Origin of the sequence: Pseudomonas sp. GM74 (assembly GCF_000282455.1) — a bacterium.
GTDB lineage: Bacteria > Pseudomonadota > Gammaproteobacteria > Pseudomonadales > Pseudomonadaceae > Aquipseudomonas.
The window spans coordinates 21255-40126 of the sequence record NZ_AKJG01000107.1; the positions used below are offsets into that span (position 1 = coordinate 21255).

21 protein-coding genes and 1 pseudogene are annotated in these 18872 nt (G+C 59.8%); 17 read left to right on the plus strand and 5 right to left on the minus strand.

Annotated features, from left to right (window positions below; all coding sequences use genetic code 11):
- Position 1 precedes the first annotated feature (1 nt).
- The 4 genes and pseudogenes from PMI34_RS07450 to PMI34_RS28375 all read left to right on the plus strand — a co-directional run.
- Complete coding sequence (locus tag PMI34_RS07450) at positions 2 to 1033, plus strand: SEL1-like repeat protein (protein ID WP_238538803.1); 1032 nt, start codon at positions 2 to 4, stop codon at positions 1031 to 1033.
- Between the two features lie 72 nt (positions 1034 to 1105).
- On the plus strand, positions 1106 to 2170 hold the full coding sequence (locus tag PMI34_RS07445; RefSeq protein WP_008052290.1) for an SEL1-like repeat protein: 1065 nt from the start codon (positions 1106 to 1108) through the stop codon (positions 2168 to 2170).
- Between the two features lie 73 nt (positions 2171 to 2243).
- Positions 2244 to 3305, plus strand: coding sequence for an SEL1-like repeat protein (locus tag PMI34_RS07440; protein WP_008052292.1), 1062 nt, complete (start codon positions 2244 to 2246; stop codon positions 3303 to 3305).
- Between the two features lie 30 nt (positions 3306 to 3335).
- Positions 3336 to 3428, plus strand: a pseudogene (locus PMI34_RS28375) (DUF2802 domain-containing protein); the annotation flags it as partial.
- Between the two features lie 191 nt (positions 3429 to 3619).
- On the opposite strand, the gene PMI34_RS07430 reads toward PMI34_RS28375, so the two are convergent.
- Positions 3620 to 3949, minus strand: coding sequence for an EscU/YscU/HrcU family type III secretion system export apparatus switch protein (locus PMI34_RS07430; protein ID WP_008052296.1), 330 nt, complete (start codon positions 3947 to 3949; stop codon positions 3620 to 3622).
- Positions 3946 to 5520: a flagellar hook-length control protein FliK gene (gene fliK / locus PMI34_RS07425; RefSeq protein WP_008052297.1), complete on the minus strand. Its 1575-nt coding sequence runs from the start codon at positions 5518 to 5520 to the stop codon at positions 3946 to 3948. Before fliK ends, PMI34_RS07430 begins: the two co-directional genes overlap by 4 nt.
- 198 nt (positions 5521 to 5718) lie before the next feature.
- On the opposite strand from fliK, the gene ccmA reads away from it, so the two are divergent.
- The 11 genes from ccmA (at position 5719) to phnN (ending at position 14117) form a co-directional block, all read left to right on the plus strand.
- Positions 5719 to 6354: a cytochrome c biogenesis heme-transporting ATPase CcmA gene (gene ccmA / locus PMI34_RS07420; RefSeq protein WP_008052299.1), complete on the plus strand. Its 636-nt coding sequence runs from the start codon at positions 5719 to 5721 to the stop codon at positions 6352 to 6354.
- On the plus strand, positions 6351 to 7019 hold the full coding sequence (gene ccmB, locus PMI34_RS07415) for a heme exporter protein CcmB (RefSeq protein ID WP_008052302.1): 669 nt from the start codon (positions 6351 to 6353) through the stop codon (positions 7017 to 7019). The genes ccmA and ccmB overlap by 4 nt, the downstream gene beginning before the upstream one ends.
- Before the next feature lie 73 nt (positions 7020 to 7092).
- Complete coding sequence (locus tag PMI34_RS07410; RefSeq protein ID WP_008052303.1) at positions 7093 to 7848, plus strand: heme ABC transporter permease; 756 nt, start codon at positions 7093 to 7095, stop codon at positions 7846 to 7848.
- Positions 7845 to 8021, plus strand: a complete 177-nt coding sequence (ccmD, locus tag PMI34_RS07405; RefSeq protein WP_007980758.1) for a heme exporter protein CcmD — start codon at positions 7845 to 7847, stop codon at positions 8019 to 8021. The genes PMI34_RS07410 and ccmD overlap by 4 nt, the downstream gene beginning before the upstream one ends.
- Positions 8018 to 8473 (plus strand): cytochrome c maturation protein CcmE, encoded by a 456-nt coding sequence (gene ccmE / locus PMI34_RS07400; protein WP_008052305.1) that lies wholly within the window; start codon positions 8018 to 8020, stop codon positions 8471 to 8473. Before ccmD ends, ccmE begins: the two co-directional genes overlap by 4 nt.
- 3 nt (positions 8474 to 8476) lie before the next feature.
- Positions 8477 to 10465: a heme lyase CcmF/NrfE family subunit gene (locus tag PMI34_RS07395; protein ID WP_008052307.1), complete on the plus strand. Its 1989-nt coding sequence runs from the start codon at positions 8477 to 8479 to the stop codon at positions 10463 to 10465.
- Positions 10462 to 10998, plus strand: a complete 537-nt coding sequence (locus tag PMI34_RS07390) for a DsbE family thiol:disulfide interchange protein (protein ID WP_008052309.1) — start codon at positions 10462 to 10464, stop codon at positions 10996 to 10998. Before PMI34_RS07395 ends, PMI34_RS07390 begins: the two co-directional genes overlap by 4 nt.
- Entirely contained in the window at positions 10995 to 11468 is a 474-nt protein-coding gene (locus PMI34_RS07385; protein WP_008052311.1) for a cytochrome c-type biogenesis protein, read from the plus strand. The genes PMI34_RS07390 and PMI34_RS07385 overlap by 4 nt, the downstream gene beginning before the upstream one ends.
- Positions 11461 to 12663: a c-type cytochrome biogenesis protein CcmI gene (ccmI, locus tag PMI34_RS07380; protein ID WP_008052313.1), complete on the plus strand. Its 1203-nt coding sequence runs from the start codon at positions 11461 to 11463 to the stop codon at positions 12661 to 12663. Before PMI34_RS07385 ends, ccmI begins: the two co-directional genes overlap by 8 nt.
- 14 nt (positions 12664 to 12677) lie before the next feature.
- Complete coding sequence (locus tag PMI34_RS07375) at positions 12678 to 13085, plus strand: hypothetical protein (RefSeq protein ID WP_008052315.1); 408 nt, start codon at positions 12678 to 12680, stop codon at positions 13083 to 13085.
- A gap of 465 nt (positions 13086 to 13550) precedes the next feature.
- On the plus strand, positions 13551 to 14117 hold the full coding sequence (gene phnN, locus PMI34_RS07370; RefSeq protein WP_008052317.1) for a phosphonate metabolism protein/1,5-bisphosphokinase (PRPP-forming) PhnN: 567 nt from the start codon (positions 13551 to 13553) through the stop codon (positions 14115 to 14117).
- A gap of 95 nt (positions 14118 to 14212) precedes the next feature.
- Here the strand turns inward: phnN and PMI34_RS07365 are convergent, their stop codons facing one another.
- From PMI34_RS07365 to PMI34_RS07355, 3 genes are all read right to left on the minus strand, one after another.
- On the minus strand, positions 14213 to 15100 hold the full coding sequence (locus tag PMI34_RS07365) for a LysR family transcriptional regulator (protein WP_008052319.1): 888 nt from the start codon (positions 15098 to 15100) through the stop codon (positions 14213 to 14215).
- Positions 15101 to 15248: 148 nt separating this feature from the next.
- Entirely contained in the window at positions 15249 to 15968 is a 720-nt protein-coding gene (locus PMI34_RS07360) for an SDR family oxidoreductase (RefSeq protein WP_032829797.1), read from the minus strand.
- A gap of 194 nt (positions 15969 to 16162) precedes the next feature.
- Complete coding sequence (locus PMI34_RS07355; RefSeq protein WP_008052326.1) at positions 16163 to 17368, minus strand: MFS transporter; 1206 nt, start codon at positions 17366 to 17368, stop codon at positions 16163 to 16165.
- A 235-nt stretch (positions 17369 to 17603) separates the two neighbouring features.
- On the opposite strand from PMI34_RS07355, the gene PMI34_RS07350 reads away from it, so the two are divergent.
- On the plus strand, positions 17604 to 18233 hold the full coding sequence (locus PMI34_RS07350) for a hypothetical protein (RefSeq protein WP_008052327.1): 630 nt from the start codon (positions 17604 to 17606) through the stop codon (positions 18231 to 18233).
- A 106-nt stretch (positions 18234 to 18339) separates the two neighbouring features.
- Positions 18340 to 18783, plus strand: coding sequence for a hypothetical protein (locus PMI34_RS07345; protein ID WP_008052328.1), 444 nt, complete (start codon positions 18340 to 18342; stop codon positions 18781 to 18783).
- Positions 18784 to 18872: the final 89 nt, after the last annotated feature.

The following is an 18872-nucleotide window of genomic DNA, read 5'->3' on the forward strand; positions in this document are numbered from 1 at the left end:
AATGAAAAAAATAGTTCTTGTTTCATTGTTGTGTTTTTCCATGTTGGCTTGCTCGAAAAAGGAAGAAAGGATGCCCGAGTCCTCACAGACAGACTTTGCCTACAGCAGATTGGAATTTAAGTGCGTATATGAGCGTGATTCGTTACCGGTGTTGAATCAGGATGTGGACATCCTCTATCGGTATGGGCTTTATCTGGAAAAACGTAAAGGACAGAAGGATTACGACGAGATCGCCCACTTTTATCGTATCGCGGCTGCACACGATCATTACAAGGCTGCAACCAATTTGCAGTTTCTACTGTCAACCGGACAAGCCCGCTCTCCTGACGCCAGTAAAGAGGTCATTGATCTGGCGGAATATTATGTTGCTCAAGGCATTCCAGGGGCTTATTACAACATGGCGCATTACCTGGAGTTGGGTTATGGCGTCAATCAGGATGTCGCCGCCTCCAGAGCCTACTTTCGGCGGGCGGCCGACCTGGGAAATCCGGACGCTCAGTATTACATAGGCAGGCTACTGTCCTACGTGCCCAATACGGCCGAAATCATATTGGCAATGTACAAGTGTGCGATGGAGCAAGGTAATCGATTGGCAGCAAGATACTACTCAAGTTACTTGCAAGACTCAGGGCTTTATCCAGAGGCTCTGTACGGCTACCAGACAGCTACCCGAAATGGCGACGATCTGAGTGCGTATAGTCTCGCTAATGCATTCAAAGGACCACCTGCTTCTAATGAGCTAAACTATTTGGCTTTACAGCAAGATGACGAGCGTGTCGATCGATACAATAGAATCAGCGATTTCCTGACACGACACGAACACCTTGGGGCAAAAATGCCTGATCTGGATGACATCGTCCCACTCCCACCTGCGACCCTCCCCGAGTGGGACGGTACCTTCCAATGGAAGCGAGAGCGTGACTCGGCTGTACCCATCATTCCATCAGCAGAGCTGATCGAGAAACTCAGCGCCGAAAAGGGACTTGATCCTGCCACCGGCTTGCCGCTGCCAAAACCCACCGGGAATACCTGACCATTGCCGTCGGACTGCAGTTCGGAGAAAGTGAAGTGATGATGGGTAAGTCATTAGTCATCGAGTGAAGTTATGCCGGGAAAATTAATAAGCAATTGGGTGGGGGCGAGTAAACTGCTACTCGTATTGTTCAGTTTCTTGATGATCATGGCCTGCTCAAAAAAAGAAGAGCAGATGCCTGATGTCGCGTCGGTGGACTTTGCCTACAGTAGACTTGAGTTTAAGTGCGCATATGAGCGCGATTCGCTGCCTGTGTTGAAGCCGGACGCGGACATCCTGTATCGGTATGGCCTTTACCTGGAAAAGCGTAAAGGGCAGAAGGATTACAACGAGATCGCCCGCTATTATCGTATCGCGGCTGCACACGATAATTACAAGGCCGCGACTAATCTGCAATTCCTGCTGTCAACCGGACAAGCCCGCTCTCCTGACGCCAGTAAAGAGGTCATTGATCTGGCGGAATATTATGTTGCTCAAGGCATCCCGGGGGCTTATTACGACATGGCGCATTACCTGGAGTTGGGTTATGGCGTCAAACAGGATGTTGCGGCCTCCAGAGCCTATTTTCGGCGAGCGGCCGACTTGGGAAATCCGGACGCTCAGTATTACATAGGCAGGCTTCTGTCCTATGTACCCAATACGGCCGAAACGATGCTGGCGATGTACAAGTGTGCGATGGAGCAAGGTAATGGCGTAGCGGGAAGAAGATACTCAATTTACTTGAAAAACTCAGAGCTTTACCAAGAGGCTTTGCAAGGCTTCCAATTAGCAATTCGTAATGGCGATGACAGCAGTGCCAGTCGACTGGCGAGTGCCTTCGAAGGGCCTCCAGCGTCCGATCGGCTGTACTACCTGGCTGTTCAGCAAGATGACGAACGCGTCGATCGATACAATAGAATCAGCGATTTCCTGACGCGACATGAACATCTTGGGGCAAAAGTGCCCGACCTGGATGACATCGTCCCGCTCCCACCTGCGACCCTCCCCGAGTGGGACGGTACCTTCCAATGGAAACGAGAGCGTGACTCGGCTGTATCTATCATTCCATCAGCAGAACTGATCGAGAAACTCAGCGCCGAAAAAGGACTTGATCCGGCCACCGGTTTGCCGCTGCCGAAGTCCGCCGGGAATACCTGACCATTGCATTCTGTTTGGCAGTTCGGAGGACGTGAATGGATGATGGGTGAGTCATTAATTATTGAGTGAAGTTATGCAGGAAAATTCAATAAGTAATCGGGTGGGGGCGAGTAAGCTACTGGCATTGTTCAGTTTCTTGATGATCATGGCCTGCTCAAAAAAAGAAGAGCAGATGCCTGATGCCGCGTCGGTGGACTTTGCCTACAGTAGACTTGAGTTTAAGTGCGCATATGAGCGCGATTCATTACCGGCGTTGAATCAGGATGCGGACATCCTCTATCGGTATGGCCTTTACCTGGAAAAGCGTAAAGGGCAGAAGGATTACGACGAGATCGCCCGTTATTATCGTATCGCGGCCGCGCACGATCATTACAAGGCCGCGACCAATCTGCAATTTCTACTGTCAACCGGACAAGCCCGCTCTCCTGATGCCAGTAAAGAGACCATCGATCTGGCCGAATATTATGTCAATAAAGGGATTCCTGGGGCTTATTACGACATGGCGCATTTTCTGGAATTGGGTTATGGCGTCAAACAGGATGTTGCTGCGTCAAGGGCCTATTTTCGGCGAGCGGCTGATTTGGGGAACCCGGACGCGCAATACTACATAGGGAGACTTTTATCTTACGTACCCAATACGGCCGATATCAGGCTGGCGATGTACAAGTGCGCGATGGAGCAGGACAATGCCGTAGCGGGAAGAAAATACGCAATTTACTCGAAAGGCTCAGGGCTTTACCAAGAGGCTCTGCACGGTCATCAAACAGCTATCCGAAATGGTAACGTCACTAGCGCGTATAGTCTTGCGAATGCATTTAAAGGACCACCGGCGTCTGATGAACTTTACTATATGGCATTGCAGCAAGATGACGAGCGTGTCAATCGATACAATAAAATTGGTTTTTTCCTGAGTCGACATGAACACCTCGGGGCAAAGATCCCCGATCTGGATGACATCGTTCCACTCCCACCTGCGGACCTCCCCGAGTGGGACGGTACCTTCCAATGGAAACGCGAGCGTGACTCGGCTGTATCCATCATTCCATCAGCAGAGCTGATCGAAAAACTCAGTGCCGAAAAGGGACTTGATCCGGCCACCGGTTTGCCGCTGCCGAAATCCGCCGGGAGCCTCTAATTAATACTGTCACGGCACTAACTGCTCGCGATGGTGGGCATGGACGTAAGCATCGACGAACTGACCCAGTCCTGCGGCTTGACCCGGGCTGAGGCGGAGTTGATGAGCAAGCTTCACAAGAACTGGTTACCTGTAGGAGCGAGCCTGCTCGCGATGAACGTCAACGATAACGCGGGCATTCTGAATAAACGCGTCGGACGTGAGTCCATCGCGAGCAGGCTCGCTCCTACAATGGTTCGGAGTCGTTCACAAAATCCGGGGCCACCTCTGCCCCCTGTGGGAGCGGGCTTGCTCGCGAAGGCGGCCTCAAAAGCTCAGTAATCATCCCCGCATTCGGTGATGTCTTTCTCCACCATCAACGCATCCGGACCCATCCCCGCCGGAAATTTCCCCTTCAGATTCCACGCAAACGCAATGATCTCGGCAATCGTCAGATACAGCTCCTGCGGAATGCTGTCCCCCAGTTCCATGCGCGCCAGCAGTCTCACCAACTCGGCATTTTCGTAGATCGGCACTTCGCAGTCGCGGGCGATCCGCAGGATTTCTTCCGCCAGTTCTTCGTCGCCCTTGGCGGTGAGGGTAGGGGCGTGGGTGCCGTCGTATTTCAGGGCGATGGCCTGGCGTGGGGCGTTGGGGTTTTTCATGCGGTTTCGTCGACCCAGCGTTGTTCGAGGCGGGTTTGGGGGCCTTGGGGCGGTGTGCCGAGGTGGCAGTCCAGGTCGCCGACGTTCAGGCCGGCGGAGAGCAAGCGGTCGCGCAGCCCGGCCAGGTTGTTTTCGATCAGGCTGGCGGTGTACGGCCGTTCGGCCCAGAGCTGGCTGGAGAGGCTGCCCTTGATCAGTTGCGCCTGGATTTGCAGGGGCCCCAAAGGCTCCATGGCGAAGGCCAGTTCGACTCGCCACAGCTGTTGCTTGGGTTCGCCTTGTTCGCGACGCTCCTTTGGCTGTTCTTTCTCGGGGGTGTCCTCGCGCTGGAACTTGATCTGCAAGGGCACGATGTCTTGCATGTTGCGCATCGGGATTTCCAGCTGCCAGGTGCTCATCAGCCGTCCGTCGGCGGTGACGCCGGTTTGTTCCAGGCTCGACAGCTGATGGCTTTGCAGGCGTGAAACCGCAGCGGCGGCCAGGCGTAGCAAGTGTTCGAGGTCGTTTTCACCCTCGGCGCTTTGCAGAAGGCGTTCGGGCAGGGGGAAGCCGTTCGGCGACGGTTTGGCACTGACCTGGCCGAGCATGCCCAAAGCATTGCGGACAAAATTCGGCATGGCCTGGGCCAGGGTGTTGGCGGTGATGATCGCGCCGAGGCTGGTGTTGGCCGGCAAACCCTGACTCAACTGCGCAACCAGTTTGAGCAGGTCGCCTTTCATGTCCGGCGCGAGTGTCGGGTTTTGCCCGTTCAGCAGTTTGCTTTCAAGGAACGCTCCACTGCTGGCCAGCGCCAGGACCAGGCCCTTGGGGGTGCTCAGTTGCTGGACATCCGGCAGGCCGGCGAGCAACCGGGCAGCGGCGCTGCGCAGTTCGGTGGAGGTCTGGTCCGAGGGCGCAAGGTTCTGCAGGAGTTTGAGCAATCCGTCCAGCGAGCCTTGGCGGCTTTGCTGGTCGACCAGTTGCCGGGTGACCGCCAGTTGTTCCTGGCGGCTGCTCAGCGGCACGAATTTCAATGTCTGGCTGTCTTGCACCTGCGCGCTCAACAAGGTGCCGATGCGCAAGGGCTGCGGGCTGTCGATGCTCAGGGTGCTGCCGCTCAACGCGGTGTTGAGCAGGCTCACCATCGAGCGAAACACCATGGGCTGGCCGGGGACCTGCGGCAGCACTTGCGAGGTCAGCACCTTGCCCTGCAGCAGGGTGCCAACGGGCAGTTGCGCGGTGTCGAGGCGGGTGAGGGTGGCGACGCTGGAGGCAATGGCCTGTTGCACCGTCACGGCCAGGTTGCCGGCCGAGGGCTGGGTGACGACGAGCGTGGTGCCCTGGGCCAGCGGCTGATTGCTGGTGGTCTGGACCGTGGTCTGGCGGCCGCTGTCGAGGGTGACCTTGAGCAGCATCTGGAAAGTCTGGTCCGCCTGCTTGAGCGACAGTACTTCGGCCTGGGCGGTTTGACCGACGCTGATCAGCCCCTCCACCGGTGTCAGCAATTTGAGCAACTCGCCGCTGACCACCTGCGGGCGCGAAGTCGCCGGGAGGGTTTGCGGTAGCGGGAGGATGTTCATTTCGCCTGTCATACGCGGTCACAACCTGAGGAAAATGCACTCTTTAGAGTAAGGCATGGCATGTATAATGCCGCGCCGTTGTATCCAAAAATGGCAAAACTTTGCAATTGTTTGACGCAGCTCTCTAGAACAAGACGTCATTGCATCTATGCTGCATCTCTTTAACGGCCGCGCCAGAGCCGACTTGAACCGTATAAGGCCCGTGAACCCTTGACCAGTCCAGTCCTGCAAACCGTTGCCCTTGCCTGTGAGCGAGACCTTCGGCTGCTCTTCGAAAATCTCGATTTGCGACTGGCCAGTGGCGAAATGGTACAAATCAGCGGACCCAACGGCAGCGGCAAGACCAGCCTGTTGCGCCTGCTCTCGGGGCTGATGCAGCCGACCGCCGGTCAGGTGCTGCTCAATGGCCAGCCGCTGAACGAGCAACGCGGCGAACTGGCGCGCAACCTGCTGTGGATCGGCCATGCCGCCGGGATCAAGGATCTGCTGACGCCGGAAGAGAACCTGAGCTGGCTGTGCGCCTTGCATCACCCGGCGACCCATGCGGCGATCTGGCAGGCGCTGGCCGCGGTCGGGCTGCGCGGATTCGAGGATGTGCCTTGCCACACCCTGTCTGCCGGTCAACAGCGTCGTGTCGCCCTGGCGCGCCTGTATCTGGACAGTCCGCCGCTGTGGATCCTCGATGAACCCTTTACCGCCCTCGACAAGCAGGGCGTGGCACAGCTTGAATCTCATCTGGCCGGCCACTGCGAACGCGGCGGCATGGTGGTGTTGACCACCCACCACACGCTGAGCCGGATGCCGGCCGGTTATCGCGATATCGATCTGGGGAGCTGGGCCGTATGAGTGTTTTCGGCCTGTTGGTCGCCCGCGAGGCTCGTCTGCTGATCCGTCGCCCGGCGGAACTGGCCAATCCGCTCGTCTTCTTCGCGATCGTCGTTTCGCTGTTCCCGTTGGCCGTCGGACCTGAGTCTCAATTGTTGCAAACCTTGTCTCCGGGGTTGGTCTGGGTGGCGGCACTTTTATCGGTCCTGCTCTCGCTGGACGGGCTTTTCCGCAGTGATTTCGAAGACGGATCCCTTGAACAGTGGGTCCTTTCGCCGCACCCCCTGCCTCTTCTGGTTTTGGCCAAGGTGCTGGCACACTGGGCTTTTTCCGGCCTGGCACTGGTTTTGCTGGCACCCTTGCTGGCGCTGATGCTCGGTTTGCCTGCCGCCTGTCTGCCGGTGTTGCTGCTTTCGTTGCTGCTCGGTACACCGGTACTGAGCCTGCTCGGTGCGGTGGGCGCGGCGCTGACGGTCGGTTTGAAGCGCGGTGGCCTGTTGCTGGCACTGCTGATTCTGCCGTTGTACATCCCTGTGTTGATCCTTGGCAGTGGCGCCTTGCAGGCTGCCTTGCAGGGGATGCCGGCGACCGGTTATCTCCTGTGGCTTGGCAGCCTGACCGCCCTGGCGATAACCCTGACACCTTTTGCAATAGCCGCTGGCCTGAAGATCAGCGTCGGCGAATAATGAGGTCTGGTTAAAAAATGACCAGCAAAGACCCTGGCTCTTCACAGTAAAGAGCAACCGTGATGGAAACAGTATGAACTGGACGTGGTTTCACAAGCTCGGCTCGCCCAAATGGTTTTACGGCATCAGCGGCAAAATGCTGCCCTGGCTGAGCGTCGCGGCGTTGCTGCTGATCAGCGTTGGCGTGGTCTGGGGCCTGGCCTTTGCGCCGCCGGACTACCAGCAGGGCAACAGCTTCCGCATCATCTATATCCACGTTCCGGCCGCCATGCTGGCGCAGTCCATCTACGTGATGCTGGCGGTGTGCGGCATCGTCGGGCTGGTATGGAAGATGAAGCTGGCCGACGTCGCCCTGCAATGCGCGGCGCCCATCGGTGCCTGGATGACCGCGGTGGCGCTGGTCACCGGGGCGATCTGGGGCAAGCCGACCTGGGGCTCGTGGTGGGTCTGGGATGCACGCCTTACGTCCATGCTTATCCTGCTTTTCCTGTACTTCGGTCTCATTGCATTGGGCAACGCCATCAGCAATCGTGACAGCGCGGCCAAGGCCTGTGCGGTGCTGGCGATTGTCGGCGTGATCAACATCCCGATCATCAAGTACTCGGTGGAGTGGTGGAACACCCTGCACCAGGGCGCGACCTTCACCCTCACCGAGAAACCGGCAATGCCTGCCGAAATGTGGCTGCCATTGCTGCTGACAGCGTTGGGTTTCTACTGTTTCTTCGGCGCGGTCCTGCTGTTGCGCATGCGGCTTGAAGTGCTCAAGCGCGAAGCCCGGGCCAGTTGGGTCAAGGCCGAAGTGGAAACCAGTCTGGAGGTTGCTCGATGAGTTTTGCTTCATTCGGCGACTTCATCGCCATGGGCCATCATGGCCTGTATGTCTGGTCAGCCTATGGCATCTGCCTGGCGGTACTGGCCCTCAACGTGGCGGCGCCGATCCTGGCCCGCAAGCGGTATCTGCAACAAGAGGCGCGTCGTCTGCGCCGGGAGAACGGCAAGTGAATCCGCTGCGCAAAAAGCGTCTTATCATCATTCTCGCGATCCTGGTCGGGGTCGGCGCTGCCGTCGGCCTGGCCCTGAGCGCCCTGCAGCAGAACATCAACCTGTTTTACACACCGACCCAGATCGCCAACGGCGAAGCCCCGCAAGACACGCGCATTCGTGCCGGCGGCATGGTCGAGGCCGGTTCCTTGCAGCGCTCCGGCGACTCGCTGGACGTGAAGTTTGTCGTCACCGACTTCAACAAATCCGTGACCATCACCTATCGCGGCATCCTGCCGGACCTGTTCCGCGAAGGGCAGGGCATCGTTGCCCTGGGCAAGCTCAACGCCGATGGTGTGGTGGTGGCCGATGAAGTGCTGGCCAAGCACGACGAGAAGTACATGCCGCCGGAAGTGACCAAGGCGTTGAAAGACAGCGGCCAATCGGCACCCACTCCCGCGAAAGAGGGCTAACTGATGACAGCTGGAATCTTCATCCCCGAATTGGGCCACCTGGCCATGATCCTGGCGCTGTGTTTCGCGCTGGTTCAGGCCGTGGTGCCATTGGTCGGTGCCTGGCGCGGTGACCGCTTCTGGATGAGCCTGGCCCAGCCGGCCGCGTGGGGGCAGTTCGCGTTTTTGCTGTTCGCCTTCGGTTGCCTGACCTACGCCTTCATGGTCGATGACTTCTCCGTGGCCTATGTGGCCAACAACTCCAATAGCGCCTTGCCGTGGTACTACAAATTCAGCGCCGTGTGGGGTGCCCACGAAGGTTCCCTGCTGTTGTGGGCCTTGATTCTCGGCGGCTGGACGTTCGCGGTGTCGGTGTTTTCCCGGCAATTGCCGCAGGTCATGCTGGCCCGCGTGCTGGCGGTGATGGGCATGATCAGCACCGGATTTATGCTGTTCCTGATCATGACCTCCAACCCGTTCAAGCGCATTCTGCCGCAGATGCCCACCGACGGTGCCGACCTCAACCCGCTGCTGCAAGACATCGGCCTGATCGTTCACCCGCCGATGCTGTACATGGGTTACGTCGGTTTCTCCGTGGCGTTTGCCTTCGCCATCGCCGCGTTGATGGGCGGTCGCCTGGATGCGGCGTGGGCGCGCTGGTCGCGTCCGTGGACTATCGTCGCCTGGGCATTCCTCGGCATTGGCATCACCCTCGGTTCGTGGTGGGCGTACTACGAACTCGGCTGGGGTGGCTGGTGGTTCTGGGACCCGGTGGAAAACGCCTCGTTCATGCCATGGCTGGTGGGCACCGCACTGATTCACTCGTTGGCGGTCACGGAAAAACGTGGCGTGTTCAAGAGCTGGACCGTGTTGCTGGCCATCGCCGCATTTTCCTTGAGTCTGCTGGGCACCTTCCTCGTGCGTTCCGGCGTGCTGACCTCGGTGCACGCCTTTGCGTCCGATCCGGAGCGCGGGGTGTTCATCCTGATTTTCCTGCTGTTCGTGGTCGGTGGTTCGCTGACGCTGTTCGCCCTGCGCGCACCGGTGGTCAAGAGCCAGGTGGGCTTCAACCTCTGGTCCCGGGAAACCCTGTTGCTGGGTAACAACCTGGTGTTGGTGGTGGCGGCTTCGATGATCCTGCTCGGCACCTTGTACCCGCTGATTCTCGATGCCATGACCGGGGCCAAGTTGTCGGTTGGCCCGCCGTACTTCAACGCGCTGTTCATTCCGTTGATGGCGTTGCTGATGGTGGTGATGGCGGTCGGCGTGATCGTGCGCTGGAAAGACACACCGGTGAAATGGCTGGTGAGCATGCTGACCCCGGTTCTGCTCGGCAGCGCCGCGCTGGCAGTCGTGGCCGGCGTCGCCTACGGCGATTTCAACTGGGCCGTGCTCGCGACCTTCATGCTCGCCGCCTGGGTGTTGCTGGCCGGCGTGCGTGACATCTTCGACAAGACCCGCCACAAGGGCCTGATCAAGGGCCTGCCAACCCTGACCCGCAGCTACTGGGGCATGCAGGTCGCGCACCTGGGCATTGCCGTGTGTGCGCTGGGTGTCGTGCTGTCGAGCCAGAACAGTGCCGAGCGCGACCTGCGCCTGGCGCCGGGCGAATCCATGGACCTGGGCGGCTATCAGTTCGTCTTTGAAGGTGCCAAACACTTCGAAGGCCCCAACTTCACTTCCGACAAAGGCACCGTGCGGGTGATCCGCAACGGCAAGGAAATCAGCGTGCTGCACCCGGAAAAACGCCTCTATACCGTACAGAACTCGGTGATGACCGAAGCCGGCATCGACGCCGGCTTCACTCGCGACCTCTATGTCGCCCTCGGTGAACCGCTGGGCAACGGCGCCTGGGCTGTGCGCGTGCATGTCAAGCCGTTCGTGCGCTGGATCTGGTTCGGTGGTCTGCTGACAGGTGCAGGCGGGTTGTTGGCGGCGCTGGATCGGCGTTATCGGGTCAAGGTCAAAAGCCGCGTGCGCGAAGCACTGGGCATGTCGGGAGCCACTGCATGAAGCGTTGGTTGATGTTGTTGCCACTGGCGATTTTTCTGGTGGTTGCTGTATTCCTTTACCGAGGGTTGTACCTGGATCCGGCCGAGCTGCCTTCGGCCATGATCGACAAGCCGTTCCCGGCGTTTTCCCTGCCGTCGGTGCAGGGCGACAAGACCCTGACCCGCGCCGACATTCTGGGCAAGCCGGCGCTGGTCAACGTCTGGGGCACCTGGTGCATTTCCTGCCGGGTCGAGCACCCGGTGCTGAACAAGCTGGCCCAGCAAGGCGTGGTGATCTACGGCATCAACTACAAGGACATCAACGCCGATGCCTTGAAGTGGCTGACGGACTTCCACAACCCCTATGTACTGGATATTCGTGACGACGCAGGCTCGCTGGGCCTGAACCTCGGCGTGTACGGCGCACCGGAAACCTTCTTCATCGACGCCAAGGGCATCATCCGTGACAAGTTCGTCGGCGTGATCGACGAGCAGGTCTGGCGCGAAAAACTGGCGGCCAAGTACCAGGCGCTGGTCGACGAGGCCAAGCCATGAAGCGCTGGATCGCTGCCGTTGCTCTGGGCTTGAGCCTGGCGGGCGTGACCCACGCGGCTATCGACACCTACGAGTTTGCCAAGGAAGAGGATCGCGAGCGTTTCCGCGAGCTGACCAAGGAGCTGCGTTGCCCCAAGTGCCAGAATCAGGACATCGCCGATTCCAACGCACCGATTGCCGCCGACCTGCGCAAAGAGATATTCCGCATGCTCGGCGAGGGCAAGGACAACCAGCAGATCATCGACTTCATGGTCGATCGCTACGGTGATTTCGTCCGCTACAAGCCTGCGCTCAACGCCAAGACCGCCTTGCTCTGGTTCGGCCCTGCCGGCCTGCTGCTGGGCGGTGTCGTGATCATCGCGGTGATCGTCCGCCGTCGTCGCGTGCAACGCGCCGGCACCCCGGGCTCGCTTTCTGCCGAGGAGCGCTCGCGCCTCGACCACCTGTTGGATAAAACCAAGAATGATTGATTTCTGGCTCGCTGCAGGTCTGCTGCTTCTGGTTGCCCTGAGTTTTCTGTTGATCCCGGTGCTGCGCAGCCGTCGCGCTCAGCGCGAAGAGGATCGTACCGCCCTGAACGTCGCGCTTTATCAGGAGCGCGTGGCTGAGTTGCAGGCTCAACAGGAAGAGGGCGTACTCGATGTGGCGCAAATGGACGCCGGTCGTGCCGAAGCCGCCCGTGAATTGCTGGCGGACACCGAAGGCGCTGAAGTGCCGCGGGTGTCGCGTCTGGGTAAACCCTTGCCATTGTTGGCGGCCATTCTGGTGCCGGTGCTGGGCCTGGGCCTGTATCTGCATTTCGGTGCCAGCGACAAGGTAGAACTGACCCGCGAATTCTCCCAGGCCCCCCAGTCGATGGAGGAGATGACCCGGCGCCTGGAGCGTGCGGTCGCCGCTCAGCCGGATTCCGCTGAGGGCATGTACTTCCTCGGTCGCACCTACATGGCTCAGGATCGCCCGGCGGATGCGGCGAAGATGTTCGAACGCACGGTGAACCTGGCCGGTCGTCAGCCCGAGCTGCTCGGTCAATGGGCCCAGGCCCAGTACTTTGCCGATGGCAAGAAGTGGTCGGACAAGGTCCAGGCCCTGACCGACGAAGCGCTCAAGGCCGATCCGAAGGAAGTCACCAGCCTTGGCCTGCTGGGCATTGCCGCATTTGAAGGCGAGCGTTATCAGGACGCCATCGATTACTGGAATCGCCTGTTGGCGCAGTTACCGCCGCAGGACAAGTCCCGCGAGGCACTGCAAGGCGGGATCACCCGGGCCACGGAGAAACTGGTGGCCAGTGGCGGCAAGGTTGCGCAGGCACCGACAGCCAAGGCCGCGGCGTTGCTCAAGGTCAGCGTCGATCTGAGTGCAGACATTAAATCCAGGGTCCAGCCTGGTGACAGCGTGTTCATCTTCGCCCGTGCGATCTCCGGTCCTCCGGCCCCGCTGGCGGTCAAGCGCATGACCGTGGCCGACCTGCCGGTGACCGTCGAACTGGGCGATGCCGACGCAATGATGCCGCAATTGAAACTGTCGAACTTCCCTGAAGTCCAACTGGTAGCGCGCATTTCCCGTGCCGGCAAACCGACCGCTGGCGAATGGATCGGTCGCAGCCAGCCCCTGGCCAGCAGTACCACCGCGCCGCAAACATTGACCATCGACAGCCCGGATAAATGACAGGAAACGCCACCATGACCGCCATTGCTCGTATTGCCCTGCTCAGCGCTGTTTTGGGGCTAAGCGCTTGTGCGGTCCAGCCACCAACGGAGCAACAGGCACCCGCACCGTTCCCGCCGTCGCAGCCCAGCCCCACGCCTTCGACGTCGCCCGTACCGAGCAAGCCGACCATCCCGGCCAAACCCTCCAAGCCGTTGCCACGCACTTCTGCCAGCTTCGCGCCACCACCTGGAGGGAATAGCCATTGGGATCCGAAGCTTGGGGTGTATGTGCTGGATGACCAGCCCAATACCTTTTATCGCCAGCGTACCTATTACCGCTGGGATAACGGCTGGAGCCGGTCGATCAGTCCGAACGGGCCGTGGGAAGATACTGATATCCACGGTGTACCGGGTGGCCTGGGGCGGCAATTCGGGCAGTAACGCAAAGAGGCAACCTTCGGGTTGCCTTTTTTGTGCCTGCCGAATGTGATTGCCGGGCTGATGCTGAACCCCTGTAGGAACTGGCTTGCCAGCGATGGCGACCTGACAGCCGACCTGTCTTTTGCTGACCGTGTACATATCCGTTTTTTCGGTAACGGCGGCTTATGGTTTCGCCCTTGCGGCGACTCCCTTTTTTACAAGCGCCTAAAAAAGGAAGCAAAAAACGCTCGCGGTATGACTCACCCACATAGGTAACAAAACAGTTCAAGCACATAGGTAACAGTTTTTAACCGGCACTGGTCGAACACCCTGAGCCTATACCGTGATCGGGTTGAAAACCTGCTGGTGCAACGGGTGCAGGTGATGGATCATTCGTCGGGCCAGCGGGCTGATCTGGTGTAAGCGCAGTCAGGATGGTTTGCCGGTGGTCCAGCAAGTGCGGCGACAAATGAAGAGGGTGTTTTGATGGCGGGCAGGTTGATCTATCTCATAGGGCCTTCAGGTTCGGGCAAGGACAGCCTGCTGGATGCCGCGCGAACGCGGTTGGCCGAACGCGGCTGCCGTATCGTGCGTCGGGTCATTACCCGCTCGGCCGAAGCCGTGGGCGAGGCGGCGCTTGGCGTCAGTGCGCAGCAATTCGCTGACATGCAAGCCCGGGGCGCGTTTGCCCTGAGCTGGCACGCCAATGGTTTGTCCTATGGCATCCCACGGGAAATCGACGATTGGCTGGCCGCCGGCCAGGACGTACTGGTCAATGGCTCGCGGGGGCATTTGCAGAATACGCGCCTGCGCTATCCGGATGTGTTGGTGCTGCTGCTGAGCGTGGACCAGGCGGTGTTGCGTCAACGACTGCTCAAGCGCGGGCGTGAATCGATTAGCGAGATCGATCAGCGCCTGGCACGCAATGCCCGATTCAACGAGCGGTTGCTGGTGGAAGATCCCGCCGCGCACCTGCTCGACAACTCCGGACCGCTGGCGCTTACGGTCGAACGCTTGCTGGCCTGCATTGGCGAGCAAACCCCATGCGCCTGACGTTGCCGGGAACGAACACGAGGAATTACCTGCGTACGCGGTCAATGCAAGAGCTGGCGTAGCCCGCGATCTTTTGATCTTGATTGGGCTGCCTGTCAGGCTTTCCTGGCCAACAACCCCTGCACATACTCCAAAAAAGCCCGAGCCTTGGCGCTGGCCATTCTCCCGGTGGGGAACACCGCCCATAGATCCAGGTTCGGCAGTGTCCAGTGCGTCATCACTTCCCGGACCGAACCGTCAGCCAGTTCCGGCGCGAACATCCATTGCGAGGCCAAGGTCAGCCCTTGATGGGACAGCACGGCTTCACGCAGGCCTTCGGCGGCGTTGACGCGGATCCGGCCGCTGATGTTCACCGACTGTTCCTCGCCGGCCTTGTTGAACTGCCAACTGGCACCGCCACCGAGGGTGTAGAGGATGGCCTGATGCGTGCGCAGGTCGGTGGGGCAGGTGGGCTCGCCGTGTTTTTCGAAGTAGGCCGGTGTGCCCAGTACCATGCGCCGACATTCGGCGATCTTGCGGGCGGTCAGGCCCGAGTCGTTCAACACGCCCATGCGCAGGGCGATGTCGACGCCTTCTTCCACCAGGTTGACGTTGCGATCATCGAGCATCAGGTCGATATCCAGCGCCGGGTTTTGCTCCAGGAAGGGCCCCAGGCGCGGAACGATGTGTAGCCGGCCGAAGGTGACAGGCGCGCAGATACGCAGGTTGCCGCTCAGCCCGCCTGCGGATCCCCGTGCGGCGTTATCGGCCTCGTCGGCTTCTTCGATGGCGCGCCTGGCCCGTTCGAAAAAGGCCAGCCCGGCCTCGGTGGGTGTCAGGCCCCGGGTCGAACGCAACAATAGCCGCACCGCCAACCGCGATTCGAGTTGCGCGATGGTTTTCGACACGGCCGGCTGGCCGATGTTCAGGCGCCGGGCGGCGGCGGAAAATGAACCGGTTTCCACCACGTAGACGAAGGTTTCCATTGCGCCGAGGCGGTCCATTGAGGCTCCTTGTGCAAAGTCTGGAGGATGTCGCAAGTCCATTGTGGGAGCGAGCTTGCTCGCGATGACGGCAGTACCTTCACCATTGATGTGGCCGACAGTCCGCTATCGCGAGCAAGCTCGCTCCCACAGTGGATAGGGGTATTAGTTAGAAAGCAGCTTTACCCACCGAAGCACCACCATCGACAAACAGCGTCTGCCCGGTGATGAACCCGCTCTGTTCCGACAGCAGAAACGTAATCGCCGAGGCGATTTCCTGTGGTTGTCCCAGGCGGCCCATCGGCACGCTTGCCAGATACCGCGCTTCACCTTCGCTGCCCGGCGGATTGTTGGCGCGGAACAGTTCGGTTTCGGTCGGCCCCGGCGCCACGGCGTTTACCGTGATACCACTTTGCGCCAGCTCCAGCGCCCACGAGCGGGTGAAGCTGACCAGCGCAGCCTTGGCCGCCGCATACGCCGTGCGCTGGGTCATCCCGAGCACCGTCAGGCTGGAGAGGTTGACCACCCGGCCCCAACCCTTGGCGCGCATGTTCGGCAACAGCGCCTGGGTGGCCTGCAAGGCCGAATGCAGATTGACCCGCATCACATCATCAAAGGTATCCAGATCGATTTCGCCGAGCGCTTGCGCACGCACCAGGCCGACGTTGTTCACCAATCCATCGAACTCGTACGTTTGGGCCAGATCCGCCAGTACTTCCTTGGTCAGTGCTCGGTCACTCAGGTCCAGGGGAAACAGAATGCCGGGGAACGTCAGGTCGGGTTTGCGGGCAATGCCCACCACACGATGACCGGCCCGGTCCAGGTGCTCGGCCACCGCCCGGCCAATGCCTTTGCTGGCGCCGGTGATGAGAAAGGTACGTCGGGTCATGGCAACTCCTTGTAAGGGCATGCCGCCGGCCGGGCGGCACTTGAACGGGTCAGCCGCGATTCGCATCCAGCATCGCATCAGGCTCTGGCGTTGAGTGTAATCGGGGTTGACCTCGGCGCAACGGATCATCGTTGATCCTGGATAGGCACGGGCGCAACGCAGGTGTGCGGCATAGCATTCATGCTTTTAGCGACTTATGCCGTCGCCAGCGAAGCCTTCTGCGAAACACTCAAGAACCGCAGCAACGCCAACAGTGGAAACGCGCTGCCGACGATCACGATCCACAACCAGCCGCCGTGTTCGTACACCGCGCTGGCCACCGAAGAGCCGAAGGCGCCGCCGATGAAGATGCTGGTCATGTACAGCGCATTCAGGCGGCTGCGGCTTTTGCCGTCGAGGGAGTAGACCGCGCGCTGGCCGAGGACCATGTTCATCTGCACGCAGAAGTCGAGCACCACGCCGGTCACCGCCAGGCCGATGACGCTGTAGGCCGGATGGATAAACGCCGGCACGAAACTCAGGCTGGCGAACAGCAGGGCCAGCAACGAGGCGATGCGGGTGTGACCGGCATCGGCCAGGCGTCCGGCGATGGGGGCGGCGATGGCGCCGATGGCGCCCACCAGGGCGAAAATCGCAATCTGGCTTTGCGACAAACCGTGATTGCGCACCAGTTCCAGCGGCACGGCGGTCCAGAACAGGCTGAAGGTGGCAAACATGCAGCCCTGGTAAAACGCCCGCTGGCGCAGCACTGGTTGTTTGCGCAACAGCGTCCACAGCGAGCCCAGCAACTGGCCATAGGAAGCGCTGTGATCAGGTTCACGCTTGGGAATGGTCACGGCCAGCACGATGCTGATGGCCGCCATCAACGCCGCGGCAATCATGAACATCGCTCGCCAGCCGAAGTGGTCGGCCACCACGCTGGACACCGGCCGGGCCAGCAGAATGCCGAGCAACAAACCGCCCATGATCCCGCCCACCACACGGCCACGGGTTTCTTCCGGCGCCAGATGCGCGGCCAACGGAATCAGGATCTGCACCGACACCGAACTGAACCCCACCAACAGTGAAATCAGCAAGAACACGTTCGGCTGATCGGTGAATGCCGCGCCCAGCAGGCTGGCAATTGCCACCAGGGTGGTGATGATCATCAGCCGACGGTTCTCCAGCAAATCCCCCAGCGGCACCAGGAAAAACAGCCCCAGCGCGTAGCCGATCTGGGTCAGGGAAACGATCAGGCTGGCCATGGTGTTGGTCAGTCCGATGTCCGGGGCGATCAGCCCGATGATCGGCTGGGCATAGTAGATATTGGCGACAATCGCGCCGCAGCAGAAGGCGAACAGCAGCACCATCCCTGGGGTCATTGTCGCGGTGTCGTGGGACACCTGGGTCGCTGGGTTCATAACGGGTCTCGCTGTACGGAAAGGAATGCGCGCAGGCTAATGGGCTGACTGAAACGGCGGAAGCGGGATTGGAGTGATAGCAATTATTCCATTGCGGAATGACTGACGAACGCGTGTGTCGCCCGTCGAAGAGCCTTGCGTCAGAACTATGCCGTTGAATGATACATTCACTTACATCTTGTTCGATAGCGTGCTTATGTTCTCTCTTCCTGTCTTGCCACCGGAGGGCCGTCCCATGAATTTGAAGTTTCGTCAGCTGATTCGTCGCGCTGTTGTCGCAACCTTGATCAGCGTCTTCGGCGTTGGCCTGGTGCAGGCAGAGGATGCGCCGGGCACACGTATCGGTGTGCGCGGCGAGATCACCGGTGTCAGCCAGGACGCGCTGAAAGTCCGTGCCAACAGCGGCGACAACGTGATGATCAACCTGACCAGGGACACAAAGGTCCGCGCCGTGACCCTGGCCAACATCGAAGACATCAAGCCCGGCAGCTACATTGGCTCAGCGGCTATTCCTCAGGAAGATGGCACCCTCAAGGCCCTGGAGGTCCACGTTTTCCCTCCGGAACTGGCCGGCAGTGGCGACGGTCATCGACCGTTTGACCTGGTCAAGGGCAGCAGCATGACCAACGGCAGCGTCGGCGACCTGGTGGTGAGCAATGGTCGGGTGCTGACCGTCAACTACAAGGGCGGCCAGCAAAAGATCCTGGTCCCCGAAGACGTACCCATCGTCAACCTGATGCCGGCCGATCGCAGCCTGTTGAAGGTGGGCGTGAAGATCGTGACCTTTGTGACGCAGGGCGCTGACGGCACGCTCACCGCTCAATCCATCTCGGCGGGCAAGGATGGCGTGACGCCGCCGATGTAGTCTTTGCAGGCCTGACCGACCATCCGATGAAATGCCCACATTGGCCTGACAACTAGAATCAACAGGGGGATCACTTCAACGCGTCCTTTCAAGCGGGAGTATCACGATGAAAATCGTATCGTCGCTGGCGTTGGTGGTAGCGGTTGGGTTGATCTCCGGGTGCTCGACGGTGCCTGATCGTCAGGTCACCAACGTTCCCCTGAACGCTACTTCCATCAATGCCGGGAAAATCGCCCGGCCCATCATGATGTCCGACGGTAATGCAACGGTGTTCTGGTTCGCGGTCAGTGGCGAAAGCATGGGTAGTGCTTTGCCGGGTCGTTTGCAGGCTTATATCTATCAGGGGAGCTGTGCGAGCCTGGGTGCGAAACCGGCCTATGACATGAACGACGGGCCGAATGCGCGGTTCTATTCTGCGGCGTCGCATCAGTATTTCTGGAAGAGCGCACCGGTCGCCTACGAGACTCTTCGAGCGGGCGGCTATTCGTTGGTTGTGCGTGAAAGCCCGGCCGACGGGAGCCAGAATATTTTCTGCGGCAACCTGAGCTAGATCTGTAGCAGCTGGCGTAGCCTGCGTCCGGCTGCGCAGCAGTCGTAAAATCAGAGTTCGCGGTACGTCAGAGAGATCGTGCAAGCCGG